Below are 25,885 nucleotides of genomic sequence, written 5' to 3'. Positions count from 1 at the left end.
ATGCGGCTATTCAAACAGCGGCTTTGCAATATCGATGATTTTTAGTATAAATGAGTTAGAGTATAATGTTCTTTAGATTGGAGCTTTCAAATGATTAATATACTTATTGCAGATGATGATTACCATATCCTTGAATTGCTCAGACATTATCTTCAAGCCGAGGGCTTTGGTGTCTTTGAAGCTTCTGACGGCAAAGAAGCTTCTGCTATTCTTTCAAAACAGCAAATTCATTTAGCCGTTGTCGATGTGATGATGCCTAATAAAGACGGTTTTCAGCTGTGTGAAGAAATAAGAAAATATTATGATTTCCCTGTTATCCTTTTAACAGCGAAAGATCAGCTTTTGGATAAGGAAAAAGGGTTCTCCGTCGGAACGGATGATTATATGACCAAACCCTTCGAGCCGAAAGAATTATTATTTCGAATTAAAGCATTGCTCAGGCGTTACCAAATCGTAAACGCCGGGAAAATTCACCTGAATGATACTGTGATTGATCGAAAAAGCTATGAAGTACACTGCAATGGAAAATTGCTGATGCTTCCGATGAAAGAGTTTGAGTTGTTATCACAGCTGGCAAGCTATCCCGACCGGATTTTTACCCGGGAAGAGTTAATTCAGCTTATTTGGGGAGCGGATTTTGACGGAGATGACCGGACTGTTGATGTACATATCAAGCGTTTGCGCGGGCGTTTTTCTGATCGCACCGATGATTTTAGTATTAAAACGGTTCGCGGTGTCGGTTATAAATTGGAGGTCAATAATAAGTGAGGACGCTCTATTTAAGAATTGTTATAACCACTGTCGTTGTTATGATTTTAAGCAGTGTTATTGCTTTTTTAATTTCAAATGCCTATTACCAATACAGTCTTAAGCCTTACAATGATAAAAAACTGACCCGTATGGCCGAACATGTTAAGACATTTTATGAAAATAACCAGAATGTTAACCTTGATCATTATTTGAAGAATATTGGCGATTTAGGTTACCAAATCTATTTAGTTGATAAACAAGGTCATGGCTCATTCTTTGGCGGACCATTTAGAAAAAGAGATTTAGATCCTGACATTATTCAATCCGTTTTAGCAGGCCATGTTTACCACGGTATTTCTAAGTTTCCTTCAAAAGCCTTTATTACAGGATTTTTTGATAATGTACTTATTAATACCATCGGCGTTCCGGTAACAGCCCGCGGTCACCATTATGCACTTTTCTTTCGTCCCAACACAGAGCTTCAATTTGGAGAATTACGGATCTTTTTTGCATTAATTCTTTTTCTTGCTATTCTGTTAAGCATTCTTTTCGTACTGGTCAGCACCCGTTACATTGTTAAACCTATTACTAAACTAACTGAAGCCACAAAAAGAATCGCCAAAGGAAAATATAATATCCAGTTAAATGTCAAACGGCGTGATGAAATCGGTAAATTGGCCAATCATTTTTCGCAAATGGCAAAGAGCCTGGAACAGCTTGAAGCGATGCGCCAGGAATTTGTTTCAAACGTTTCCCATGAAATTCAATCGCCGCTTGCGTCTATACATGGCTTTTCGCAAACATTGCAATCAAAAAGTTTATCTGAAGACCAGCGGCAGCATTATTTATCCATTATTGAAGACGAGAGCCGGCGCATGTCCCAATTAAGTAAGCAATTGCTGACACTTGCTTCCTTAGATAAGGAAGAGGAAATATTAGAAAAAAGCACCTTTGATGTTGCCGCTCAAATAAAACAAGTCCTAATTATGACAGAATGGAACTGGCGTGAAAAGGATATAGCCGTTGATATGGAGCTCCCTTCCGCTTTTATTTATGCAGATCAGCAATTGCTCCATCAGGTTTGGACGAATCTTATTACGAATAGTATTAAATTTACAGATAACGGCGGTTCAATCTCTTTAAAGCTCAGCAAAGAAGATAATGAATATCACATCGAAATCATGGATACTGGCATAGGGATTTCAAAAAACGACCTTCCTTATATATTTAATCGCTTTTATAAAGCTGACAAGGCAAGAGTCCGTAAAGAATCCAGCAGCGGCTTAGGACTTGCCATTACAAAAAAAATTATCGAACTGCATAACGGACAAATTCAAGTTGAAAGCCAATTAGGCAAAGGGACAACTTTTCATATTCGTCTTCCCAAAATGTAATGTAATTTTCTGTTCATATTCCGTTCATATTCCCGTTCTATATTTTAGTCAAGGCAGAAAAAGAATGATTTTACTCGTTCATTATTGGACGTTGTATCATTCTTTTCATATCTTATAAAGCTGTCAAAGGCTAATCTATAGATTGGAGATGAATGAACGATGTTTCTCGCTTTGCGTGAACTTAAACATGCTAAATTACGTTATTTCCTAGTTGCATTAATTATGGTTCTAATAGCTTGGCTCGTTCTCTTTGTTTCGGGCCTTGCCAAAGGATTATCATCTGATAATGCTTCCTCAATTCAAAAGATGAACGCCGACTATCTTGTCATTCAAAAGGAGGCAGATAATCGTCTGAACCGTTCAATATTATCTGAGAATAAGCTGCAGGACATCCAAACGTATTCTAAAAATCAATCGTCAGCACCTTTGGGTATACAAATGACGACATTTACTAAAAAAGGATCGTCTAAGCAGATTGATGCAACGTTTTTTGCTTTAAATGTCAATGGATTCTTGGCTCCTGATGTTGTTGAAGGTCATATGATTAATAACACGACAACAAATGAAGTCGTTGCAGATAACTCGTTAAAAGAGGATGGAGTGAAATTAGGCGATACAATCAAAGATCAAACTTCTGGAAAAACATTTAAAATCATTGGCTTTACAAAACGGCAATCCTTTAGCCATGCACCCGTTATTCACATGAATTTTAAAGAATGGGCAGCTATTCATAAATTGCCCGGCAATAAGCCATTACTTTTCAATGTTGCCGCTTTAAAAACCAGTAAGGATACAGCTCAACAAATTGACAAAAATGTACCAGGCATTGATGTCATCGACAAAAGCCAAGCCTTAAAAGGCATTCCAGGTTACCAAGAAGAACAAGGCTCGCTCATCATGATGATTGCGTTCCTATTTGTGATTGCTGCCTTTGTGCTGGCCGTATTCTTCTACGTTATTACTATACAAAAAATAAATCAATTTGGCGTTTTAAAAGCCATCGGTGCAAAGTCGGGCTATTTAGCGCGTAATATCATTTCACAAGTACTGCTGCTGACTGTAGTAAGCCTTGTGATCAGCATTGCGCTGACATATGGCGTGGCATTCGTTTTGCCAAGCAGCATGCCATTTGACCTTACACCGCAATTAGTTGTTGCCTGTTCATGTCTATTTTTAATCGTTTCGGTGATTGGCTCGCTGCTGTCCTTATATCGTGTCGCAAAAATCGATGCAATTGAAGCTATTGGGAGGGCTTCTTAATGGATAATAAACTTGTTCTTGATAACATAAGTAAAGTATTCGGAGATGGCGATACGTCGGTAAAGGTCCTTGAAGAAGTGTCCTTACAAGTCAAAGCCGGTGAATTTGTAGCTGTTGTCGGTCCGTCCGGTTCAGGAAAAAGCACGTTTCTTTCGATTGCCGGAGCATTGCTTTCGCCGACCAGCGGACGTATTATCCTTGACGATTTGGAAATCAATGGGCTTCCAGAGAAAAAAATGAATCAAATCAGATTAGAAAAAATCGGTTTTGTGTTTCAATCATCCAATCTGATACCCTATTTAACCGTTCGTGATCAACTGCTTCTTATTCCTGAACTCTCCGGTAACCGTAATAAAAAGACTGTAAAAAGAGCAGATGATCTGCTTGAACGCCTTGGGCTGGCACATCGGGAGAACAACTACCCTGAAAGTTTATCAGGCGGTGAGCGTCAGCGCGTTGCAATCGCCAGAGCCTGGATGAATGACCCTGAGATTATTCTGGCGGATGAACCAACAGCAAGCCTTGATTCGGAACGCGGCCGATCTGTTGTTCAAATGCTGGCCGATGAAGTAAAGTTAAGAGAAAAAGCCGCTGTCATGGTTACCCATGATAAACGAATGTTAGATTTATGTGACCGGGTTGTCTATATTGAAGATGGCAGGCTTTCGGAACTGTCAAAAAATGAACCAAAACTTTCATTATAATTTATTAAGCGTCAAATAATCCCGCTGTATTTTAGGCGGGGTTTATTTGACGCTTAAAAACTTTAATCTATATCTCAATCGTGCTCATGATTTCAATGTCTTTTAATGCTTGGGAGGCCAATTGGTCAGCTTCCCGATTGGCCTTTCTTGACACCGATTCATAATCCGGCTTAATACCTAACCTTTCCATTTCACTTTCAATGCGATCCGCCCATCTGCTTAAATTCTCCTCATAGCACGGCCACTCTCCGCTCAGCTGATTAATGACAACCTGAGAATCACCAATAAATTTAACAGGCAAGTGATGGACACCTATACGTTCTAATTCCTTTAATGCAAGATCAAGGGCGGCGTACTCCGCTTCATTGTTCGATTCGAGTTCATCAACCCGAGCATTTTTTCGCACCCGATAGGTTTTGCCGCTTTGTTCATAATAAATAGCACAGCCTAATCCTGATTGCATTGTTTCCCGATTAAAGCCGCCGTCAAAATACACAGATACATGATGCGGCTCGGTTTGAATATCTTTCATATACTTCTTTAATTCCTTCATCGTCCATGAACTTTCGCTGTTATCTGCAAACATTAAACGTTTTGCCCGCCCAGTTTTTTCTATGTCCTCAGCAATGATAAGGGCGTCCTTTGCACTCATTTCATTTGAGCTGAATGTTGTTTCAGCACCTTTTGGCGTTTTATAGGTTAATTCAATTCTAACAATCACTTTAAGACCACCTTAATTAAACTGCCCTGACTGTCAACAAGTCCAAGTCCCTGGTTACGACAGGCAACTCATTCATTTTTATTATAACTTTATTTGTCCCTTTATATGTTGATAGATGATTAATAGATGTCGTAACAATGATGTATATAAAAAGGAAGGAATAAAAATTATTTAAATAAAAACCAAAATTTAAATCCCAAGCTTTTTGAATCATTTTTTTCTTTTTCAGGCAGGGACACACCATTCCATAATAAGATGATAACAACCTGATTACCAACTTTAACCATCCATATATCACTAGACTATTTTTAAAAATGTGATTATGATTAAAATGTAGAATGATCAATTAATAAGGGAGCGGTTATAATGAAATCAACAGGTATTGTCCGTAAAGTTGATGAATTAGGCAGAATTGTGGTACCTATTGAATTAAGACGTAATTTGAATATTGCCGAAAAAGACCCTATAGAAATATTTGTAGATGACGATAAAATTATTTTGAAAAAATATGCACCATATAAAGCATGTCAAATCACAGGCGAAGTATCAGACGAGAATATGGTTCTTGCCGGCGGAAAGCTTGTACTTAGTCCTGAAGGGGCCGAAATTTTGATGGAAGAAATAAAAAAACATATACAAACAGTTTAAAGACTTGCCTCTTATGGCAAGTCTTTTTTTACACTTTCTTCAAAACGGCTATTTATTTTTTCTAAGACCTTAAAGCCTTCTCTGCCATCTCCTGATCATGCCTAAGTAATTTATTTAAGTTGTAAGCCGGATACATCCCTCTTTCATACATATAGTTAAAAACTTTCGTATGACATTCAATCGCTTTATTTAAATGGTTTATTAAAACATTTTTCAGCTGCGGCGTCGCTGTTTCTGTTATGGCTCCTGCATAATTTTTTACCGAGGATTTGGCAAATCCTAATAAGCTTCCGGCGTAATAGCCCTCATCCAGCTCGCGATTATCGCTGCTTCTCGTTCCTTCTTCCTGCCCTTTAGGATAATACTGAAGAAGATCGACAATATTTTGCTCAAGATCTTTGATTGTTTGAAAATACAGTGCCTGCAACATTCGATCTTTTACTTCAGGTGCCGCATGCTTAAACCGCATTAAACTGACTGATTGAAAAGCAACAAGTTCATGGATTTCTAACGTTTCATGAAACGCTAAGCGTGCTTCCCTCATTCTTTATTCCCACCCTTCACGGTCAGGTCAATACATGTTATTCAATTAAGCAAAATGCGGAAGTTGTCTATTGAAATAACTTGCCTTATCGTTTGGAATACAAAATCAAACATTTGAAAATGCTAATTAAGACAAACCAATGCTAAGTAAAAGAGGGATTGTTGTGAGAGAAAATGATGTTCAAAAGATAATGTATCATCCAGGAATGGCTGTTAATCAAGATTCTATAGATGTTATTTGTTTAAGAACATATATCGTTAATGTGTATTTCGTCATCGTTGAACCCCATAAGTGGGTTTTAATTGATACAGGGCTGCTATTTTCGGCCAAAACAATTCTCCAAGCCGCAAATGACCTTTTCGGTGAAAATAATCCCCCTCAAGCGATTATTTTAACTCATGGACATTTTGATCATGTCGGATCGGTTAAACAATTAGCAGAACATTGGAATGTGCCCGTTTATGCACATGAATTAGAAACGCCTTACTTAACAGGCGGTGACTATCCGCCTCCTGATCCGACTGTCGGCGGCGGATTAATGGCGCGTTTAGCTGGTCTTTATCCATATAAGGGAATTAATATCGAAAATCGCCTTGTTAAATTGCCGGACAATGGCCGCATCCCTTCGATGCCGGGTTGGCGATGGATTTATACACCTGGTCATACAATAGGCCACATTTCCCTTTTTCGGGACAGCGATCGTTTCCTTATTGCCGGTGATGCCATTACTACGGTAAAGCAAGAGTCTGCATTAGCTGTTCTGACCCAATACAAAAAATTACATGGGCCGCCATCATATTTTACGATTAATTGGGAGACATCCAGGGATTCAGTCAGATATCTGGCCTCTCTTAAACCGAATGTTGCCGCAACCGGGCATGGTATACCTATGGCCGGTGATATGTTAACACAGCAGTTAGACGATCTGGTTAAGAATTTTAAAAGTATTGCCGTTCCGGAACAGGGTCGTTTTGTGCAGAATCCTTAAAGTAAAACACTTGTCTGCAGATTTAAAACGAGGTAAATCGTGAAAAAAATAATAAATTCGACCAAAAACTCGCAATTGGCGAGTTTTTTTAACATAACTATTTATAATATTATAAAAATTGGTATAATTGACGTATATCCTATAAAAACGAGGTGCTGCTAATATGAAACACAATCCAAAATTCTCCATATTAATTTCCTTAATTGTTTTATTGGGTATACCGCTATGTCTATTATTATTATTAATTATAACTAACGAATGGCGATACTTCTATTGGAGCCTTGAACCATGCTTGACTGTTGCTGTAATTGGCTTATTTGTTTCATTTAATGAATATAGAAAGCTTAGAATTTAAATATTGATTACCTTATACAATAAAGAAAACTTGCCTCTGTCTGAGCCTTTAAAGGCGTTGACAGAGGCTTAGTACTTTCCTAATGTATTATATACATCATAGCAATTATCCACAGTTCACGGGGTCAGACCCCAAAAAGTGATGTTATCCACAGATTTTTAACGTAAGATGAACAGGTAAAACAGGACAGCTATAATGAATCTGTATATTGCAAATGGGGTAAACCTTAATTTGGATATAAGTTTTAAAAAGAAAACAATAGCAAGCATAGCCACAATGAACGCAGTGAGAAAACCGGCTAGAAAAATAGGCAGATCACCGCTTGACAGTATCGAATAGCTCTTTATCATATCCAGTCCGCTTGCTCCGATCATCATCGGGACTGCAATGATAAATGAAAATTCCGCTGCGGTTTTGTAACTAGTTCCCATTAATACACCGCCGGAAATTGTCGCTCCGGAACGCGAAAAACCCGGCCACAGCGCAAGGCATTGAAATAGTCCTATGCCGAAGGCTTGTGCATATGACAAACGATCCAAGCTTGCATGAGTTGTTTGCTGCTTGGTTTTCTTATCAGCAAAAATTAATAAAATTCCCCCTATAACTAAGCCGACAACAACAGTATAAGGAGAAAACAGATACGCTTTAATTATTCCGTGCAATAACGCGCCTAAAATAATCGCGGGTATACAAGCAACGATGACATGAATTAAATTAAGCCCCTTTTGTTCTCCCCTTTCACGATATAAACCAAATAAACTCAAAAATCGTTTCCAAAATAAAACAACAACCGCTAAGATGGAGCCAAGCTGTATAACTACTTCAAAAGTTTTAGCTTTTTCCCCCGTAAATCCAATCAAATGACCTGTTAAGATAAGATGTCCGGTTGAAGAAACTGGCAAAAATTCTGTCAACCCTTCAATAAGTCCCATGATGACAGCTTGTATCGTATCCATGTCAATTCCCCTTTATCACATCCAATATTGGACAATCCTTGTTAAAAGATATGAAATAGAATAAGGTTTATTCAATGAAAATGAAATTTTCCTATATTTTCATAATCTTGACATGTTAATCATTGATTTTAACTGGTATATGGAGGCATTGGAATTGAAATAAAAAGGGGACTCTTCAAGGTCAATTTTTTTTGAAAAAAATTATACAGCACTTCCTTTTGTTGAACCGTTATCAATAAGGTCAGAATCCTGTACATTATTAATCGGTATATTAAGAAAATGCATATCTCCGTTTTCTTCACCAAAGCCTTGATTCCGTTTGTTCGCTTGAAAAATATCGGCCTGCTGAACCGGACCGTAACTAAAGGTTGCTGATCTATCCATAGAATTAATCTTAAATGCCAAAACATTAACAGCCATCGGCGCAAAATTCATATTGGCCTTGCTCCCTTCAAGTGAAGTGGTTAATATTATCACCTTTCCTAACAACATATGCGGCTATTCTTCAACTTATTACGGGATAAGACCCTGTGACAAAATTGTCACAAGGTCCAAGTCTTTTTTATTTTACAAATTGCAAACAATGTTCTATATTAGTTAATGCATAACGCAATAATTTTTATGACAAAATGAATATTCGTATTATTTCCCTTGAATTTTTTAAACGCTGCTCTAAGGCTGATATTGAATCAAATTTTTAAAAAAGAGGCGTATGTTGAATGAATTGGAAGCGAACATTATGGATCTTATGGTCGGCGAACTTTATTGCTGTCGTTGGAACAAGTATGATCATTCCATTTTTGCCCCTGTATATTGAAAACCTTGGGGTACACGACATGGCTAAAGTTGAGCGATGGTCTGGCGCGATTTTTGCTTCACAAATGCTGATGGCTGTCATTTTCCAGCCGTTGTGGGGATCACTTGCAGACAAATACGGACGAAAACCAATGCTCTTAAGAGCCGGAATAGGGATGGGCATTATGACTATTCTGATGGGATTCGTAACTGCCCCTTGGCAGCTGCTTATGCTGCGGTTGATCAACGGGGTCTTTTCCGGTTTTATTTCAATGTCTATTTCTTTACAGGCATCTGTTACACCTGATGAACATTCCGGAAAAGCACTCGGTACCCTGCAAACCGGTCAGATGGCCGGGACATTAATTGGGCCGTTAATCGGCGGATTATTAGGAGAACTATTAGGTTTTCGTGCGGTTTTCATTACAACAGGTGTCTTACTGCTTGCCGCAAGTATTGTGGTCATGATTTTTGTAAAAGAAAATGTCATTGTGAAAAAAGCCGTTAAGGAAAAGAATACAGAATCTGCGGGCTGGCGTGTCTTTGTACCGCTTATTCCAGTTTTTATTGCAACAACTGTCACGCAAATTGCTATGATGTCAATCCAGCCGATTCTTACAATTTATACAAAGACAGTGTACCACGGTGCACATATCGCATTCATTGCCGGATTAGTCATTGCTGCTTCCGGAATTGCAAATTTAATAGGGTCGCCTTTTCTCGGACGTTTCGGAGACAAATTTGGCCAACGCAAAATTCTCATCCTATCATTAATCATGGCGGGACTTTCCTTCTTGCCGCAAGCTTTAACGCATAATATAGTGTTATTAATTATTGGACGTTTCTTGCTCGGATTGTTTGTTGGCGGTATGTTGCCTTCATTAAATGTATTGGTCAAAAAACTTGCCCCTAAAGCCGTTCAGGCAAAGGCATTTGGTTTTAATTCAAGTGCTCAATTTTTAGGCAATTTTGTCGGTCCATTACTAGGAAGTTCCATTGCCGCAACATTTGATATTCGTTATGTTTTCTATATAACGATGTCTATCCTATTTGCCAATGCAATCGTCATTTTTTTAAATCGCAAACTCGATGTTCCAAAAAAACGCAAAATCGTAAATCAGTCAGCTTAAACCGGAATGATAAAAAGCCTGTTCCTTTGAACAGGCTTTTAAATTTGAGCAGATATATGTTTTGTGTCACAAGAATATGGCCAATAATATGGCGATTATTCCGAGAACTATTGAAACCCATGCAGCAGCTTTTCTTACGGCAAATAATCCTATAATTCCCAGTACAACGCCAGCAATCCCTAACCATAATCCCCAAACAAAGAGGCCTACGATAGATGCAACGATACCGATCCAGCTGATCCATTCCAATGCTCGCATGAACAAAACCTCCCTTTCATAAGGACTCTGAGAAGTTTTACAATGATTATTATTATAAATAAAACAAGGAATCTTTGTACTATAAGAAAGCACAAGAGACTTTCTTCAAAGATAATGGCAACCATATCTCCGGCTCTGCTTTAAAGACACACCGTTTGGATGGTTTTCTATATTAATACTTTATGACTAGTGTGAAGAAAGTGTGAAAAATAAAGTAAGACTTCATTGATTGAGAATTAAATCATTCAATTGAAATTCATTAACAGCGATTTTATCAACTGAATAACAACCATTTTTCAAAAAAAGAAGAAGGGGATTCCTTCTTCTCTATTGGCTGCTGGCCATTTTATTTTTTGTGTTATCCTTCTTTTGATCTATACCTCTTGCAAGCACGATACCGCAAGCTGCAACAATTAAGAGCAATATAAAAAGAGCGATTGATCCAGTGAGTATACTAAGAAGCGTTGACGAAATAATGCTCCCAAAATAGCGGAAGGTGGAAAAAATCCCTGAAGCAGTACCGGACATGTCTTTACTTACTGATTCCAATACCGCTGTTTGTAATGGTGAGTTGCCTAATCCTATGCCAATACCTGTGACTATTAAAGCAAAAACTAGATAAAATACTGAATGGATAGGATTTATTCCTAATAACAGCACTGTTCCAATCGTTATAATTGAAAACGTCCAAGTGACCATCTTGCGATTACCATATTTTGATGCAAACTGGCCGCCGAAAAAACCAAATATTGAAGAAGCTAATGAGAATACAGACATAACAGCACCAACTGATTTAGTCGTAAAATGAAACTGAGCTTCTAACAATAGCGGCATTGCCAATAGGATCGTGTACATTATAAAATTACTTGCCAGCATTGAAATATTTGAGCTTGAAAATGAGCGATTTTTAAACAGCGAAAAATCTATTAATGGGGATTTGATGCGTTTTTCACGTAAAATAAATAAAATCGCAAAGATGATAAAAATGAAGCCGCTCATAATACTCATCCATATACTATGCGATTTTGTCAACAAGATTAATAATGTTAAGCTGACTGCTAAATATATAGATCCTAAAACATCAAGTGAAGATTTCTTGCTCCCTTGGACACGGGGAATAACAAAAAGTCCGATAAAAAATCCAAATAATAAGAATGGGACATTCACCCAAAAAATAGATTTCCATCCCCATAAGGTGATCAGGGCAGAGCCAAGCAACGGACCAACAGCAGCTCCCAGCCCCATTCCCATCCCTAGTATACCAAGCACCTTAGGTAACTTTTCCCGGGAAACAGTATATCGCGCAATAGCCATACCGTTTGGTGTGATGAGTGCGCCGCCGACAGCCTGAAGAGACCGGAAAATAATCAGCCATAATAAATTAAATGAAAAAGCGCAGGCAATTGAGGCAATAAAAAAGAAGGCTAACCCCCACATATAAACTGTCCGATAACCATAAATATCACCCAGTTTTCCCGATATTGGCTGTGTTACTGCCATGACAATTAAATATATCGTTACGACCCACGCAATACTTGAAATACTATCATGAAAAAACGAAGAAATTGATGACAGTCCTACTGAAATCATCGTTGAGTTAATGGGGACAAGTGTTGTCCCCATTAAAATCGAAATGATAAGTATCGATTCTTTATTTTTGTTTTTCAATTGTGACCACTCCTTGATTACCATCAACGGTCACAATGTCTCCATCTTTTAATGACGTTGTAGCAACTTTTGTCCCTACCACCGCTGGAATCTTGTATTCTCTTGCGATAATTCCCGAGTGTGAAAGGATGCCGCCTGCATCAGTGACAACAGCACTGGCGACGGAGAATAAGACTGTCCAAGACGGTGTCGTTGTTTTACAAACAAGGACGTCTCCCTTCTCGAGCCTATCAAATTCATCTTGTGAATGGATGACTTTTACCTGACCTGTATATTGGCCTTTGGAAGCTGCAAAACCTTTGAATACATTTTCCTTATCTGATTTTTGTTCTTCAGTTGAACCAAACATTTGCTGAAAGTGTTGCGTTGCTTTTAATTTTTCCGGCGGCGTCCCAAATGTTTTTGGCACTTTTATACTTTGATATTCTTTATATTCTTCTTTACGTATTCTAATTAATGGGGCGGCATTTTCCGGGTTGCGGCATAGCTCTTTTACCTCATCAAGATAGAAAAATAGAATATCCTCCGGGTCATCAATAACTTGATGTTTTACCATCGCAGCACCAACATTTAAAAGGAAGAGGCGTGATTTGGCTGTCAGCATTGCATCAATGTAAAAATGGTGGTCATCACGGATGCTTGCTGCTGGAAGCGCCCATTGATAAATCTTAATAAATTCTTCTTTAAGACTGCTGTCCGGTACACTTTCAAGGAAAGCTTTGTATTGCTGTTCTCTTTTTTGAACCTTTTGACTAAAATCTTTTTCAAAATCATAGTCATCCCTAATATAGGTTTGAATCGTTGATAAAGGATCACGAAGATCTTCAAGCCATGTATGTCCAATAAATTCATGGGTATTTGCTTTCCGATAGCCATATTCTTTCATCAAATCTTTTAACGATGCCAGAAAGACCTTTCCATCATCTATTCGAGATAGATTCTCTTCAAGCTTATCCATTCGGGAGTGATTAAAAATATCTAATAAAGCCGGTCTTTTCTTTGCCCGTTCGGCAAATTTCCATAATTCCCGCTCCGTTTCCAATGACTTATTCATCACCCCAACCAACAACTCATATACCTGAACAGTTTGTTTCGTGTTTTTAAGCTTTCCGTAGAGCTGCTCAAGAATACTATTGAGAGTTGCCGTTGGATAAATGACATCGAAATGAACTTCCCACGCCTTTTTATAAAAATTGTATAATTCACTAACCTTCTCAAGACATTCCTGAAGTGATAAGTTTTTCTTGCTATCTGCCTCTAATTTATTGTAATAAGGCATTAAAGATTCGTTTATAATCTGATGCATTCTTTTATTTAAGTATGGAAAAAGCGGCCGGGCGGCATCTTCCTGTTCTTTTAATCTGTCATTTATGTCTCCTTCAAAAGGCTCCATTGACTGATAGACATACCCGTTCAAACTCTTTAGAACTATTTCCCCTATCGGATACTTGCCCTTTTCTATCATCGCTTTGTTAAAGCCATAATTAAACGCAGGCAGCATATAAGATAAGAACAAAGGCGTTTTATTATCAGGAAAGTTATTGTCATTTTGATACCAGAAGTTATTTTCTTTGTCTTCTTCCCTTAAAAACAATCTTTCTTGGAATTCAGTGACACTTTTTGTATCTAACATATTATTCTGCCTCCTTTTGGGGTCTGACCCTGTGAACTGTGGATAACTTTTTAAAGAATTAGATCGCTGTGATTGGCCTGGCTTGCAAAATATAAATTTGATCACCTTGAATACCGAACTCAATATCAACGGAATGACCATATAACTTTTCAACTTTTATCGCCATTTCTGCTAATTCCTGTACCTGGCTGTCAGTGACAGAAAACCGATTCTGTTCTTCATGTGTTGTTTCCAAAGTCTCAATTCCTTCATCCAGCGGTAAAATTTTTATTTCTTTTAATCCTTTTTCTTTTTGTATTTCCTTTGTATCTTTATTGACAATAAACTGGTCGGGTGTCACGATACCTGATACAATCGCCTCACCCAGGCCGTAACTTGCATTAATCATGACTTCTTTTTGATTTTGAGTGACCGGATTGGCGCTGAACATCACGCCTGATATATCCGAATGAATCAGACCTTGTACAACAACGCCCATTGCCAATTGATCTGGATTTGCTGACATTTTTTCTAAATATTTCATGACTTGTTCAGTAAACATTGAAGCCCAGCAAGCCTTCAATTTTTTAAACAGCTCTGTTACAGTCGTAATGTTTAAGAAAGTCTCATATTGTCCGGCAAACGATGCATCCTCTAAATCTTCGGCTTCAGATGAAGAACGAACCGCTGCCGCATTATAAATTTTTAGCAGCTCCTCAAAATCGTTTTTCACAACATAAGCTACATCATCAGGAATCTTAATGTCATGAAGCTTCTCTTCAAGCCGCTTGTCGTGAATATCTAAATGATTTTCTTCTAAACATCTATTAAAAGCTTTCATTGTAATGACAAAACCACCCGGTACAGAGAGACCATGATTTAACATATATGATAAATTTTTTGCCTTCGATCCGACCAAACCATCATATTGGTGTGCTGATTTAAACGGTATTGTATACAATTCGAGATCCCCTTCCTTTAATGCATGTTATTTTGACATTCGAAAAATGTTAGTAAACACTAACATGACGGTTAAGCCAAGCCTATCGCCAAGAAATACTTATGGCGTTAAGGCCTTAATGAGTAATTGAACAGTCTGATCGATATAATATTCTTCATTCATTGTTGAAATTAATTCATCAATGCCGATAATGCCTTTCAGAAGTATTGATATAAAATTAATTGCCGGAACTTCCGGATCAATGGCCGCCATTTTTTTCATTTCTTGCATTTTAGTAAAATATCTCATTAACATTTTTTTCAACTTCAGCGGATTATTATAAATAATTTTCTCCTTTAATTCCGGAATATTTTTACTTTCCCGAAAGAATAACAAATAGACTTTCCTGTTTTGCTTTAAAACATCTTTATATACCTTGCACAGCATTGATAAATCCTTTTCCAGATCCCAAATAATATTTTCTTCAAATACTTTTTTGATAGGCATAGAAAAAGAAAATTTATCAACTGCACAGTCTAAAATGTTTTTTTTTGATCCAAAACACCGGAAAAGTGTCATTTCGCTAACGCCTGCTGCCTTGGCTATTTCCTTAGTTGTAACAGCTTTATACCCCTTCTCTGACATTAATTCAATTGCCGCAAAAAGGATTTTGTCTTTTGTTGTCACCATCGGCTTTTTTTACAACTCCAATGACTGAGATTTTGTTAGTGATCACTAACGTTACCACTATAATGAACTTTTTTTCCCGTAAATTCAATCAAACCGAAGAACCATTCTTTCTTTATTTTCCCATTTGAATAATAAAAATAATTCACTTGACCTAGATAATTTTGTTGATTTTAGGCAAATAAGGCTGCCGGTAAAATTCGGCAGCCTTAACCATTGAGATGATTTAATTTGCAAATTCGCGGCATTCTTGGGCACAACGCAAGCACATGCGCCCGCACATTTGTGATTCTTGATCCGGAAACTTGCAACATTCATTACCGCAGCATTCACAAATATAAGCACATAAAAGACATAGATGCTTTGTAAACGGACTGCAGCGAGCCATAAATTTAGCAGTAACAGTACATATTTCCGCACAATCATGTAATAATTCAATCTGGCAAACTCTTTGCTCAATGTCACAACTGCACATGAGATGGTGGCACAAAAATTCACATGATGCCGCACAATCGTTTAATGTTTTTATCTGATACGGCAGCACCATTTGCCCCATGTGGTGCCCGGGATGCATCACATTAACATTTGCCGCATTAATATTTGGAGCGTTAATGTTTCCTGCAAAAGTCATCGTTTTATTATTAGTCATAGCATTATTCTCCATCTAACATGGCCTCCTATCCAGACTCTGTGCCATTGTATGCAAGGTACAAGGGTCCTGACACACAGAATAAAACACGAGAATAACCCGGCGGTCATTCTCGTGTTTTTCATTTATACATAAGGAAAGTATAAATTGGTGCTAATGCAGCCAATTCGGCCAATTTTAAGTTCCTAGTAAAAGGGCAAGAAAGTGAGACTGCGTACTCATGAGTCAGCGAGACTCGTGCTCTGGAGACTAAGCAGTTGCCTGCGCTTTAAGGCTTGGTATCGGTAAAGTTTACTTTAATATTTTATTAACATATACTTCTTCTTACCGCGTCTAATAATGACAAACTGATCCTCTATCCGGTCATTGGCTGTTACAATATAATTTAGCTCTGTTTGCCGCTCGCCGTTAATATAAACTGCGCCATTTGTGATATCCTCACGCGCTTGACGCTTAGAAGGCGTTAATCCTGATGCGACAAGCAGGTCTATTAAACCTATATCATCTTTATTTTCAATTGTATAAGACGGAACATCTTTAAAACCTTGTTGAATTTCTTCCGCTGTAAGGTCTTTTAAATTTCCGCTAAATAGAGCTTCAGAAATTTTTATCGCCTGATGAAGTGCTTTTTCACCATGGACCATCTTAACAACTTCTTCAGCCAGCTTTTTTTGTGCAGCACGTTTTTCCGGCGCTGTCTCAACTTCTTTTTCTAATGCTTCAACTTCCTCTTTTGACAAGAACGTAAAGTATTTTAAAAAGCGAATCACATCACGGTCGTCTGTATTAATCCAGAATTGATAAAATTCATATGGCGTTGTTTTCTCAGGGTCTAACCAGATTGCACCGCCTGCTGTTTTACCGAATTTCGTGCCATCGCTTTTCGTAATTAGCGGGAAGGTTAAACCAAATGCAGGCTCCTCATGGCCTTTTCTGCGAATCAGTTCAAGCCCGGCCGTAATATTGCCCCACTGATCACTGCCGCCGATCTGCAAACGGCAATTTTCTTTTTCATACAGATTCAGGTAATCAAAGGATTGCAGCATCATATAAGAGAATTCAGTAAAGGAAAGTCCCGCTTCCAAACGAGTTGAAACAGACTCTTTTGAAAGCATATAGTTAACTGAAAAATGCTTCCCAATATCTCTTAAAAACTCAATCAGAGACAGACCGCCAAGCCAATCAAAGTTATTAGCGAGCGTTGATTGATTTTCAAAATCAAGGAATCTTGACAGTTGATCCTTAATATTTTGCGCATACCCTTCAACAACGTTGTGCTCGTTAAGCGATCGTTCTGTTGAGCGGCCGCTTGGGTCACCGATTAATCCGGTTCCCCCGCCGACAAGCGCAATTGGCAGATGACCAGCTTTTTCAAATCTCATCATTGTCGTAATAATGAGTAAATGACCAACGTGCAAGCTGTCACCTGTTGGGTCAAATCCGCAATAAAATTTAAGCGGCTTTTTTAAAGCTTCTCTTAACCCTTCTTCATCTGTTACTTGATTGATCAAACCACGGTACTCCAAATCCTGTAAAATGTCCATGTCCTTCACTCCTCATTCTATTAAAATACAATTGAAAACCTTTAAAAATAGATAACAAAAAACAGCCCTCCTATAAAAAGGAGCGCTGTTAACGCGCGGTACCATCCTTGTTGAACTTAAAAAAGTTCCACTTGATTAATATAACGGCATAGACCGTCCCCTGCTACTGCAAAAAGTTTTTTGAATCACACTTATAATTTCCCAGGGAATGCTCAAGGATGTAATTCACGCATTATCTATGTACTGATTCGCACCGGCCACCAGCTCTCTTGATCAGGGAGATAACGGTTACTTTTTTCCCTTCATTGCTTTTCAACTTTTATGAAGTTTAATATTATTTTTTTACCATACTTTGTTGAGTTTTGTCAATAGCTGCACTAATTTTGCTAACTGATAATAAAGAGTAACTCCATAATGATATAGTATTATATATGAAAAAAGCACCGGGACATCCCGGTGCTTATATTTTCTTACTGTTATTGTTAAGATTGTTTAACCACAACATCTTCACCGTCAACATCGACAACAACTTTTTTAACATCCTCTTTTTCAAGAAGCAAGTCGGCGATGCCGTCTTCAACTTTTTCTTCCAGTACCCGGCGTAATGGGCGGGCACCGAAAGCAGGATTATAGCCCAGTTCTGCAAGTTTTTGTTTTGCTTGATCAGTTACTGTTAATTGAATGCCTTGCTCTGTTGCTGCTTCTTCAATATCTGTTAACATGAGGTCAACAATTTCAACAAGATGGTCTTTCGTTAAGGCATTGAATTGAACGATGCCGTCAAAACGGTTTAGAAATTCCGGACGGAAGTAACCTGACAGTTGATCAAGAACATTTGATTCTTTTGTTTTTTCGTCCTCTCCGGTAAAACCTACTGTTACCTTTTTATCGCTGGTTCCCGCGTTGCTAGTCATGATAATAACAGTGTCCTTAAAGCTGACTGTTCTGCCTTGGCTGTCCGTTAGACGTCCGTCGTCAAGAATTTGCAAGAACATGTTTTGCACATCTGGGTGTGCTTTTTCAATTTCATCAAGCAAAATAATGCTGTAAGGTTTTCTGCGGACACGTTCGGTTAGTTGTCCGGCTTCGTCATGTCCTACATATCCTGGAGGTGAACCGATAAGTTTAGAGACTGAGTGTTTTTCCATATATTCACTCATGTCAAGCCGGATCATAGCCTCGCGGTCGCCGAACATTTCTTCCGCCAATGATTTGGCCAGTTCTGTTTTACCGACACCTGTTGGTCCAACGAATAGGAATGAACCGATTGGACGAGTCGTCCTTCTTAGTCCCATCCGGTTGCGGCGAATGGCTTTAGCCACTTTTTCAACGGCATCCGTTTGGCCAATGACTTTCGTATTTAGTCTGTCTGCAAGTTGTTTCATTTTGTTTTGTTCATCATCTTGCAGCTTGCTGACAGGGATGCCTGTTTTACCTTCAATAATTTTTTGAATCAAATCAACATCGACAACCGCTTCCGGTTTCGTATCGTTTGCTTTTTCAAGCTGCTTTTCAATTTCGGCTTCTTCATCACGAAGTTTAGCGGCACGTTCATATTGTTCATTTTTAGTAGCTTTAGCTTTTTCTGCCGCAATTTCATTAAGTCTTGCTTGCAGATTATCTTTTTCAGAGTTTGTGTGCAATAAGTTCACTTTAGAACCTGATTCGTCCATTAAGTCGATCGCTTTGTCCGGCAAGAAGCGGTCTTGAATGTAACGATCGCTCAATGTGACGCAAGCTTTTAACGCTTCATCCGTATATTGTACTTCATGGTATTTTTCATAGTTTTTACGCAAGCCTTTTAAGATTTCAATCGCTTCATCAATTGTTGGTTCATTGACCATAATTGGTTGGAAACGCCGTTCAAGTGCGGCATCCTTTTCAATTTGACGGTATTCTTTTAATGTTGTTGCGCCAATGATTTGGATTTCACCGCGGGCGAGCGCCGGTTTTAAAATGTTTCCGGCATCCATTGAACCTTCTGCAGAACCCGCACCAACCAGCAAATGAACTTCGTCAATAAAGACGATGGCATTTTTACGTTTTTCAAGCTCAGCCATAAGCTGTTTCATTCGTTCTTCAAATTGACCGCGAATACCGGTATTGGCAACGAGTGATGATACATCAAGCAAATAAATTTCTTTATTAGCAAGTTTTGATGGTACTTTGCCTTCAACAATACGCAGCGCAAGTCCTTCAGCAATCGCCGTTTTACCAACACCTGGTTCACCGATAAGAACCGGATTGTTTTTATTTCTTCGGTTCAATGTTTCAATGACTCGTTCAACTTCTTTGTCACGGCCGATGACAGGATCAATGACACCCATTTTAGCAGCATTGGTTAAATTACGGCCAAATTGATCGAGCATACCCCCGCGGCTGCCTTGGCCTGTTTGCGTTTGAACGCCTTGGCCTTGTTGCCCGGCAATGCCGTTTTCAGACATGCCGCCAAATGACGGTTGCATAAATCCTTTAAAAATATCATCAAATGGAGATTGTCCTCCAAAGAATGATGGAGTTTTCATTTCTTGTTTAACTTTTTTATAACATGATTCACATAAATGAAGATGTTGTTTGTTTCCGTTCACCTGAATATTCATTTCAATCACAGCAGGATTAACATTACAATTGTCACAACGCATATCAAATGCCTCCTTTTGTATTCGATCATTTTAACATTTTAGTTTTCATTTCAATTTATTTTTTGACTTTGACTATCTTTGACCTTACATCTAAAATTATAAAAGGATTGTTTTTTACTTTCAAATCCTTTGCTCAAGACTTTTATCAGGAAACTTAATCCCTGCTTTATTGATATTTAACTTTGACTATCTTTGACCTTATGTCTATATTATAGTCTGACCTTCTTTGACTTTCAACCCCTTTGATCAATTTTTTTTAATTTTTTTTGCCATTGTTAAAAACCCTGCCAGAATGTCAGGGCTTCCAGTTACTGAGCTTATGTGTCCTTCCTTCTTTAAACACTTATTCGTCTCTATTTTTTAATGTATAAGTCCTCCTTCCTTTACCTTTTTAACAAACTTAACACTCAATTTATTAATTATTTTCTTCAATGCTAAACCAATGATCAATGCTATCGCTGCAAATACGATTAACATCCAAATATCCCTCCGAACAACATGCCAGAGAATGCCTCCCACCGCTTCACGCATCAAACTAATCCCGTAAGTAAATGGCAAATAAGGACTGATCGCTTGAAAAAACGGCGGGGTCGTTTGAATAGGGAACGTACCCCCTGATCCGGAAATTTGCAGCACAAGCAGGACTATAGCCAGGGCTTTCCCAATGTTTCCAAAGACAGAGACAAGTGTATAGACAATTAACATGAATACCGCGCTGATCAGCAGGCTAAATATCACAAACCATAATTTATTAACGACATAAGTATGCAATAAATATAAATCCCCCAGCGTTGCAGCAACAGATTGCAACAACCCGATTGTCATAAAAGTAAAGAGTCGTCCAAAATAAATTTGATAACTTTTATATGGATGTTCCTCCCCGTCTATCTCCACTGTTAATAATGAAACTAACAATAAAGCGCCTACCCAAAGAGACAGCGTTGTAAAAAAAGGCGACATCGCTGAACCGTAATTAGGTATCGGAAATATTTTATTTTCTTTAAGAGCAACCGGATGGGCAAAAAATTCGCTTTCTTTTTTGTAATCCAGTCTTAACAGCTTAATCAGGTCGTCAATATTTGCGCTCGCCTCAAACGAACGAATATTGTCAGCTAAATGATTAATTTTTGCTTGAACAATAGGCAGCTGGCTTTGAATAGCTAATATTTCACTTTTTCCGGTAACCAAACCTTTAGAAGCATCATTTAAAATCCGCCGTACATCAGGAATACTGTTATTAACATTTATCAGTACAGTTTGAGCATTATTGACGGAGGTTTTTGCTTCTTGATAACTTTGTTGTATTTTTGGCGCAATGTCTGTGTCAAAGCGATTTAAAAGTCCATTTAGCAAATTTGCTGTATCTTTGGCTTGCGTATTTAAACGGTTTAAAATGTTTTGGGAAGGACTCCCGCCATTATTTTCAATCCCTTTTATCTCATTTACTATTATTTGCTGCTCCCCGATTCTGTTTTTTATTTGCTGAATGCCGGCTATTTCTGGTGCAAATCGATGATTTCCATTTAGACCATTTAAGCGGTCAAAAAGTTGAAGGGTACCATCCGCTAACGAAAGACCTGTATTTAGCCGTTGTAACGTCTCATCCAGAGCCGTTTGTATGGTTTGAGTGTCTAAGCTGCTGTCTTTTATCATCGATGACATTTGTTCAACGTAGGAAGCGGTTTGCTGTAATGAACCAAGATCTTGCTTCATATATGGAGAAATATTATTTATGACTGTTTCACTTTTATCAAGGAGACCATTTAAGCTTGCAGACAATGCCTGACCGTTTTCAGCAATCTGAGCAACTAATGGCAGGTTATTTTGTGCTTGTTTAACGAGTTTTTGAGATATATCGGCATCTTTGACCGCTGTATTTACCGCATCCTTTAATTGGGGAAAGTCTTTTTGCAATTTAAAAACCAAGTTTCTTACATTTTCTATCGTGGGGCGTTCTTTTTCTAATTCTATTCCCAGCTTGTTAAACATTTGAAAAATTGCCCCATTAGCTGTCTGAACAAAGCTGGAACTAAATTTTTCAACAATGCCCGTAGCTCCCGTCGATGTAATTTTTGGCGCAACTGCATTGATTTTTTCATTAACATTATAAATTATTTCAGGTTTGACTGGATTATCTGTTAATACAGTTGCAATTTTCTTGGAGAAATCTTCAGGAATGATGATGCTGGCATAGTAGGTACCGTATTCCACTCCTTTTGCTGCTTGTTTTTCGCTTACGAAAGTCCAGCCAATTTCCTTATTATTTTTCAACGATCGAACAATCTCATTACCTATATTAATGTTTCTACCGCGTAAGGATGTTCCTTCGTCATTATTTACGACTGCTACAGAAATCCCTCTGGTGTTTCCGTACGGATTCCACGAGGCCTTTATATTAAACCACGCATAAAGAGAAGGTAAAATGATGAGCCCTATAATGATCATTGCTGCTGCCCAATTTGTTATATTTCTCTTAATATCACTTTTATATATAGTAAAAATACTTTTCATAAACAGACCCCACACGCAATTATTGTCTACTTTAATATTTGATGATTATGGTCAAATATACGAAAGATATATTTTTCATCATATAAGTGATTTTCACTTCATATATAAAGGCTATAAATCGTGTACGTTTAAAAGCTAATTCTGTTATACTCGGGTATAGTGAAACTTTAAATGATGCGAGGAGACTGCTTCATGGTGCTTTTAAGTGATAGAAAAATCAGCCCGGACTACGATCCTTGGGAGGCCTATTTGGATGTTGAAGAGTTTGGGGAAATGCGTCTAACAAATATTGAATTTACAACAACGACACTATGCAACATGAGATGTGAGCATTGCGCTGTCGGTTACACATTGCAAAAGAAAGATCCTGACGCCTTGCCTATTGAACTATTAATAAAACGGTTAGATGAAATTCCCGACTTACGCTCTTTCAGTATCACCGGCGGGGAGCCGATGCTGTCCATTAAGTCAGTAAAAGACTATGTGGTGCCATTGTTAAAATACGCTCACGAACGCGGGGTGCGTACACAAATAAACTCTAACTTAACGCTAAACTTAGAACGTTATGAATTGATTATCCCCTACCTTGATGTCTTGCATATATCTCATAATTACGGCAGTGTCGAAGATTTTGCCGAAATCGGGTTCGCCGTTATGGATAAAAAGCCTGCATACGAACAGCGCGTTAAATTTTTTGAAAGAATGGTTGAGAATGCAAAGGCTCTGACTAAACGCGGTGTCCTTGTTTCCGCGGAAACGATGATTAACAAACGTACACTGCCTCATCTTGAGAGCATTCATCAGCAAATCGTTGATATGGGGTGTCAAAGACATGAGGTGCACCCTATGTATCCGAGCGACTTTGCCAGTACGCTTGAAGTGGCTTCGCTTGAAGAGATTCGCGAAGGGATTCATCGATTGTTGGATACGCGTGATCAAAATATATGGATGCTGTTTGGCACCTTACCATTTTACCCTTGCAGCAACAATCCGGAAGATCTAGAGTTATTATCCCGTTTATATAAAGAAAGAAATGTAACACTGCGGAATGATCCTGACGGCCGTTCCCGATTGAATGTTAATATTTTTGATGGCAATATTATTGTGACCGATTTTGGTGATACACCGCCGCTCGGCAATATTAAAAACACAAAATTAACAGATGCCTATCAGCTTTGGAGAGCGACGAAAACATCCAAATCTTTAAATTGTCATTGCCCAAGCGTTTCTTGCTTAGGACCAAATATTTTAGTAAAAGATACATACTACAAGGATATTGATTTCACGAATTTGAAAGCTAATATAAGCCGTTAATATTTTTGTTCGTATATAAAAAGGGGGCTGTCATAGCCCCCTTTTTCACATATTACCAATTATACTTTCACTAGAAAGTTTAACTTCACTAAAGACTCTGGAGTACTAAGCAGTTACCTGCACCTTAAGGCTAGGTACCAGCCAAGTTTCACTTTATTGTTAACGTTCGATAATTGTTGCAACACCTTGTCCGCCGCCGATACATAATGTTGCCAAACCGTATCTTTCATTTCTGCGTTTTAATTCGTGAACCAGCGTTACCAGAATCCGGGTACCGCTTGCCCCAATCGGGTGGCCTAATGCAATCGCTCCGCCATTAACGTTTAAAATTTCTTCATCGAAATTCAATTCTTTTCCGACTGCAACCGATTGTGCTGCAAAGGCTTCATTGGCTTCAATTAGATTAATGTTATCCATTGACAGCCCTGCTTTTTCCAATACTTTTTTCGTTGCCGGAACTGGACCAATGCCCATAATACTCGGGTCAACACCGGCATTTGCATTGGCACGAATGGTTGCAAGCGGCTCAAGCCCTAATTCTTCAGCCTTTTGCTTGCTCATAACAACGACAGCAGCAGCGCCGTCATTAATACCTGAAGCATTACCGGCTGTTACCATACCGTCCTTTTTAAATGCCGGACGCAATTTTGCCAGTTTTTCTGCATTTGTTCCCGCCCTTGGAAACTCATCTTGCTTAAATAAAATTGGATCGCCTTTTCGCTGCGGGATTTCAACAGGAATAATTTCATCTTCAAATCGTCCGGCTTCGATAGCAGCTACGGCTCGTTGCTGGCTGCGTGCCGCAAACTGATCAAGTTCTTCTCTTGTCAATTCATATTTTTCACAAATATTTTCAGCTGTGACGCCCATGTGATAGTCATTAAATGCACACCACAAACCGTCGTGAATCATACTGTCGATGACTTTTTGATCGCCCATTCTGAACCCGGAACGTGCCCCTTCTAATAAATAAGGCGCTTGACTCATATTCTCCATACCGCCTGCCACAATAACATCAGCATCTCCGACTAAAATGGCCTGAGCCGCTAAATGAACGGATTTCAAACCGGAACCGCAAACTTTATTAATGGTCATTGAAGATACCTCTTGAGGTATTCCTGCCTCTATTGCTGCTTGTCTTGCCGGATTTTGGCCTAATCCTGCTTGAAGAACATTCCCCATAATAACTTCATCTACTTGTTCCGGTTTAACACCGGCTTTCTCGATAGCTGACTTAATGACAAGAGCGCCTAATTTTACAGCTGAGATATCTTTTAAACTGCCATTAAAATTTCCTATTGGTGTACGAACTGCACTTACAATAACTGCATCTTGTTGCGACATGTTTTGACTCTCCTTTTTGAATATACACTTTTATGTCATATTTGAAAGCCACCTTTTCATAAATAAGCTGCTGAAAAGATGGCTTTTTCCATTTCTCTTACTTTAAAGCTTTTTATTGCTAGAGAACTAAAGTATAAGAATACGTGGTTTCGCCAACCAATTCAAAGAAATCTATTTTGTCTGAAGAGCAGCAGACTCAGTCAGACCCGGAAACGAATAAGTCTTCCTTTACCTTGGCCATGACAGTGTTTGGAGTTACGTTTTGATTAGGTTTAACCTCCAGGGATGTAATCAAACCGCTCATTCCAACTGCGATTTCCTCAAGCACCCCTTTTTCATTTCTGATTAAAAACAATTTCTCCCATTCATAGACCCGGGATGATTCGTTTACAAAAATATTTTCAACCTTACCATGGCAAGGGCTGTAAATTGGCTGTGCTATCGCGCGCATTTTATCCTCCTTAAAAATTT

At 38.4% G+C, this 25,885-nt stretch carries 23 protein-coding genes and 1 other annotated feature; of the genes, 8 read left to right on the top strand and 15 right to left on the bottom strand.

The annotated features are described in order from the left end of the window. Nucleotides 1-90: 90 nt before the first annotated feature. From ACFQRG_RS04290 to ACFQRG_RS04275, 4 genes are all read left to right on the top strand, one after another. Nucleotides 91-768 (top strand): response regulator transcription factor, encoded by a 678-nt coding sequence (locus ACFQRG_RS04290; protein WP_380964027.1) that lies wholly within the window; start codon nt 91-93, stop codon nt 766-768. Then, nucleotides 765-2,144: a HAMP domain-containing sensor histidine kinase gene (locus ACFQRG_RS04285; RefSeq protein ID WP_380964024.1), complete on the top strand. Its 1,380-nt coding sequence runs from the start codon at nt 765-767 to the stop codon at nt 2,142-2,144. Before ACFQRG_RS04290 ends, ACFQRG_RS04285 begins: the two co-directional genes overlap by 4 nt. Nucleotides 2,145-2,303: 159 nt before the next feature. Then, a complete protein-coding gene (locus ACFQRG_RS04280) occupies nt 2,304-3,404 on the top strand; it encodes an ABC transporter permease (RefSeq protein ID WP_380964023.1) in 1,101 nt (366 codons plus the stop codon). After that, nucleotides 3,404-4,108: an ABC transporter ATP-binding protein gene (locus ACFQRG_RS04275; protein WP_380964020.1), complete on the top strand. Its 705-nt coding sequence runs from the start codon at nt 3,404-3,406 to the stop codon at nt 4,106-4,108. The genes ACFQRG_RS04280 and ACFQRG_RS04275 overlap by 1 nt, the downstream gene beginning before the upstream one ends. A 67-nt stretch (nt 4,109-4,175) precedes the next feature. On the opposite strand, the gene ACFQRG_RS04270 is transcribed toward ACFQRG_RS04275, so the two are convergent. Beyond that, nucleotides 4,176-4,829, bottom strand: coding sequence for a ribonuclease H family protein (locus tag ACFQRG_RS04270; RefSeq protein WP_380964017.1), 654 nt, complete (start codon nt 4,827-4,829; stop codon nt 4,176-4,178). A 366-nt stretch (nt 4,830-5,195) separates the two neighbouring features. On the opposite strand from ACFQRG_RS04270, the gene ACFQRG_RS04265 reads away from it, so the two are divergent. Next, complete coding sequence (locus ACFQRG_RS04265) at nt 5,196-5,477, top strand: AbrB/MazE/SpoVT family DNA-binding domain-containing protein (protein ID WP_380964014.1); 282 nt, start codon at nt 5,196-5,198, stop codon at nt 5,475-5,477. A 61-nt stretch (nt 5,478-5,538) separates the two neighbouring features. On the opposite strand, the gene ACFQRG_RS04260 is transcribed toward ACFQRG_RS04265, so the two are convergent. Continuing rightward, nucleotides 5,539-6,021: a spore coat protein gene (locus tag ACFQRG_RS04260; protein WP_380964011.1), complete on the bottom strand. Its 483-nt coding sequence runs from the start codon at nt 6,019-6,021 to the stop codon at nt 5,539-5,541. A 190-nt stretch (nt 6,022-6,211) separates the two neighbouring features. On the opposite strand from ACFQRG_RS04260, the gene ACFQRG_RS04255 reads away from it, so the two are divergent. Continuing rightward, nucleotides 6,212-7,009 carry an MBL fold metallo-hydrolase gene (locus ACFQRG_RS04255; protein ID WP_380964958.1) on the top strand — a complete coding sequence of 266 codons (798 nt, stop codon included), beginning with the start codon at nt 6,212-6,214 and terminating at the stop codon, nt 7,007-7,009. A 513-nt stretch (nt 7,010-7,522) separates the two neighbouring features. Here the strand turns inward: ACFQRG_RS04255 and bacA are convergent. Continuing rightward, the gene (bacA, locus tag ACFQRG_RS04250; protein WP_380964008.1) at nt 7,523-8,320 is read right to left on the bottom strand and encodes an undecaprenyl-diphosphate phosphatase; all 798 of its coding nucleotides are present in this window, start codon (nt 8,318-8,320) and stop codon (nt 7,523-7,525) included. Between the two features lie 201 nt (nt 8,321-8,521). Continuing rightward, nucleotides 8,522-8,755 carry a hypothetical protein gene (locus tag ACFQRG_RS04245; RefSeq protein ID WP_380964005.1) on the bottom strand — a complete coding sequence of 78 codons (234 nt, stop codon included), beginning with the start codon at nt 8,753-8,755 and terminating at the stop codon, nt 8,522-8,524. Between the two features lie 284 nt (nt 8,756-9,039). Here ACFQRG_RS04245 and ACFQRG_RS04240 point away from each other — a divergent pair, with 284 nt between their 5' ends. Further along, on the top strand, nt 9,040-10,245 hold the full coding sequence (locus ACFQRG_RS04240; protein WP_380964002.1) for an MFS transporter: 1,206 nt from the start codon (nt 9,040-9,042) through the stop codon (nt 10,243-10,245). A gap of 66 nt (nt 10,246-10,311) precedes the next feature. On the opposite strand, the gene ACFQRG_RS04235 is transcribed toward ACFQRG_RS04240, so the two are convergent. The 9 genes from ACFQRG_RS04235 to ACFQRG_RS04195 all read right to left on the bottom strand — a co-directional run bounded on the left by ACFQRG_RS04235 (nt 10,312) and on the right by ACFQRG_RS04195 (nt 22,756). Further along, nucleotides 10,312-10,503, bottom strand: a complete 192-nt coding sequence (locus ACFQRG_RS04235; protein WP_380963999.1) for a hypothetical protein — start codon at nt 10,501-10,503, stop codon at nt 10,312-10,314. A 327-nt stretch (nt 10,504-10,830) separates the two neighbouring features. Continuing rightward, complete coding sequence (locus tag ACFQRG_RS04230; RefSeq protein WP_380963996.1) at nt 10,831-12,171, bottom strand: MFS transporter; 1,341 nt, start codon at nt 12,169-12,171, stop codon at nt 10,831-10,833. After that, complete coding sequence (locus ACFQRG_RS04225; protein WP_380963994.1) at nt 12,155-13,804, bottom strand: PEP-utilizing enzyme; 1,650 nt, start codon at nt 13,802-13,804, stop codon at nt 12,155-12,157. The genes ACFQRG_RS04230 and ACFQRG_RS04225 overlap by 17 nt, the downstream gene beginning before the upstream one ends. 58 nt (nt 13,805-13,862) lie before the next feature. Continuing rightward, nucleotides 13,863-14,744: a PEP/pyruvate-binding domain-containing protein gene (locus ACFQRG_RS04220; protein WP_380963992.1), complete on the bottom strand. Its 882-nt coding sequence runs from the start codon at nt 14,742-14,744 to the stop codon at nt 13,863-13,865. Nucleotides 14,745-14,843: 99 nt separating this feature from the next. Further along, nucleotides 14,844-15,413: a TetR/AcrR family transcriptional regulator gene (locus ACFQRG_RS04215; protein ID WP_380963989.1), complete on the bottom strand. Its 570-nt coding sequence runs from the start codon at nt 15,411-15,413 to the stop codon at nt 14,844-14,846. 223 nt (nt 15,414-15,636) lie between these two features. Further along, nucleotides 15,637-16,074 carry a four-helix bundle copper-binding protein gene (locus ACFQRG_RS04210; protein ID WP_380963986.1) on the bottom strand — a complete coding sequence of 146 codons (438 nt, stop codon included), beginning with the start codon at nt 16,072-16,074 and terminating at the stop codon, nt 15,637-15,639. 281 nt (nt 16,075-16,355) lie between these two features. Further along, complete coding sequence (gene tyrS / locus ACFQRG_RS04205; protein WP_380963984.1) at nt 16,356-17,603, bottom strand: tyrosine--tRNA ligase; 1,248 nt, start codon at nt 17,601-17,603, stop codon at nt 16,356-16,358. Between the two features lie 75 nt (nt 17,604-17,678). After that, nucleotides 17,679-17,918: a binding site (T-box leader), on the bottom strand. 167 nt (nt 17,919-18,085) lie between these two features. Next, nucleotides 18,086-20,245, bottom strand: coding sequence for an ATP-dependent Clp protease ATP-binding subunit (locus tag ACFQRG_RS04200; protein ID WP_380963982.1), 2,160 nt, complete (start codon nt 20,243-20,245; stop codon nt 18,086-18,088). 360 nt (nt 20,246-20,605) lie between these two features. Then, complete coding sequence (locus ACFQRG_RS04195; RefSeq protein ID WP_380963980.1) at nt 20,606-22,756, bottom strand: YhgE/Pip family protein; 2,151 nt, start codon at nt 22,754-22,756, stop codon at nt 20,606-20,608. A 192-nt stretch (nt 22,757-22,948) separates the two neighbouring features. On the opposite strand from ACFQRG_RS04195, the gene yfkAB reads away from it, so the two are divergent. After that, nucleotides 22,949-24,070 (top strand): radical SAM/CxCxxxxC motif protein YfkAB, encoded by a 1,122-nt coding sequence (gene yfkAB / locus ACFQRG_RS04190; RefSeq protein WP_380963978.1) that lies wholly within the window; start codon nt 22,949-22,951, stop codon nt 24,068-24,070. A gap of 159 nt (nt 24,071-24,229) precedes the next feature. Here yfkAB and ACFQRG_RS04185 read toward each other — a convergent pair whose 3' ends face one another. Both ACFQRG_RS04185 and ACFQRG_RS04180 read right to left on the bottom strand, forming a co-directional pair. Continuing rightward, the gene (locus ACFQRG_RS04185) at nt 24,230-25,414 is read right to left on the bottom strand and encodes an acetyl-CoA C-acetyltransferase (protein ID WP_380963976.1); all 1,185 of its coding nucleotides are present in this window, start codon (nt 25,412-25,414) and stop codon (nt 24,230-24,232) included. A gap of 196 nt (nt 25,415-25,610) precedes the next feature. Continuing rightward, nucleotides 25,611-25,865 carry a biotin/lipoyl attachment domain-containing protein gene (locus ACFQRG_RS04180; RefSeq protein ID WP_380963974.1) on the bottom strand — a complete coding sequence of 85 codons (255 nt, stop codon included), beginning with the start codon at nt 25,863-25,865 and terminating at the stop codon, nt 25,611-25,613. Nucleotides 25,866-25,885 lie beyond the last annotated feature (20 nt).

Source organism: Scopulibacillus cellulosilyticus, assembly GCF_042665295.1.
In the GTDB taxonomy this organism is placed as follows: Bacteria; Bacillota; Bacilli; order Bacillales; family Sporolactobacillaceae; genus Scopulibacillus_A; species Scopulibacillus_A cellulosilyticus.
Note: the sequence above shows the minus strand (reverse complement) of the source record. Positions and strands in the feature narration are given on the sequence as shown.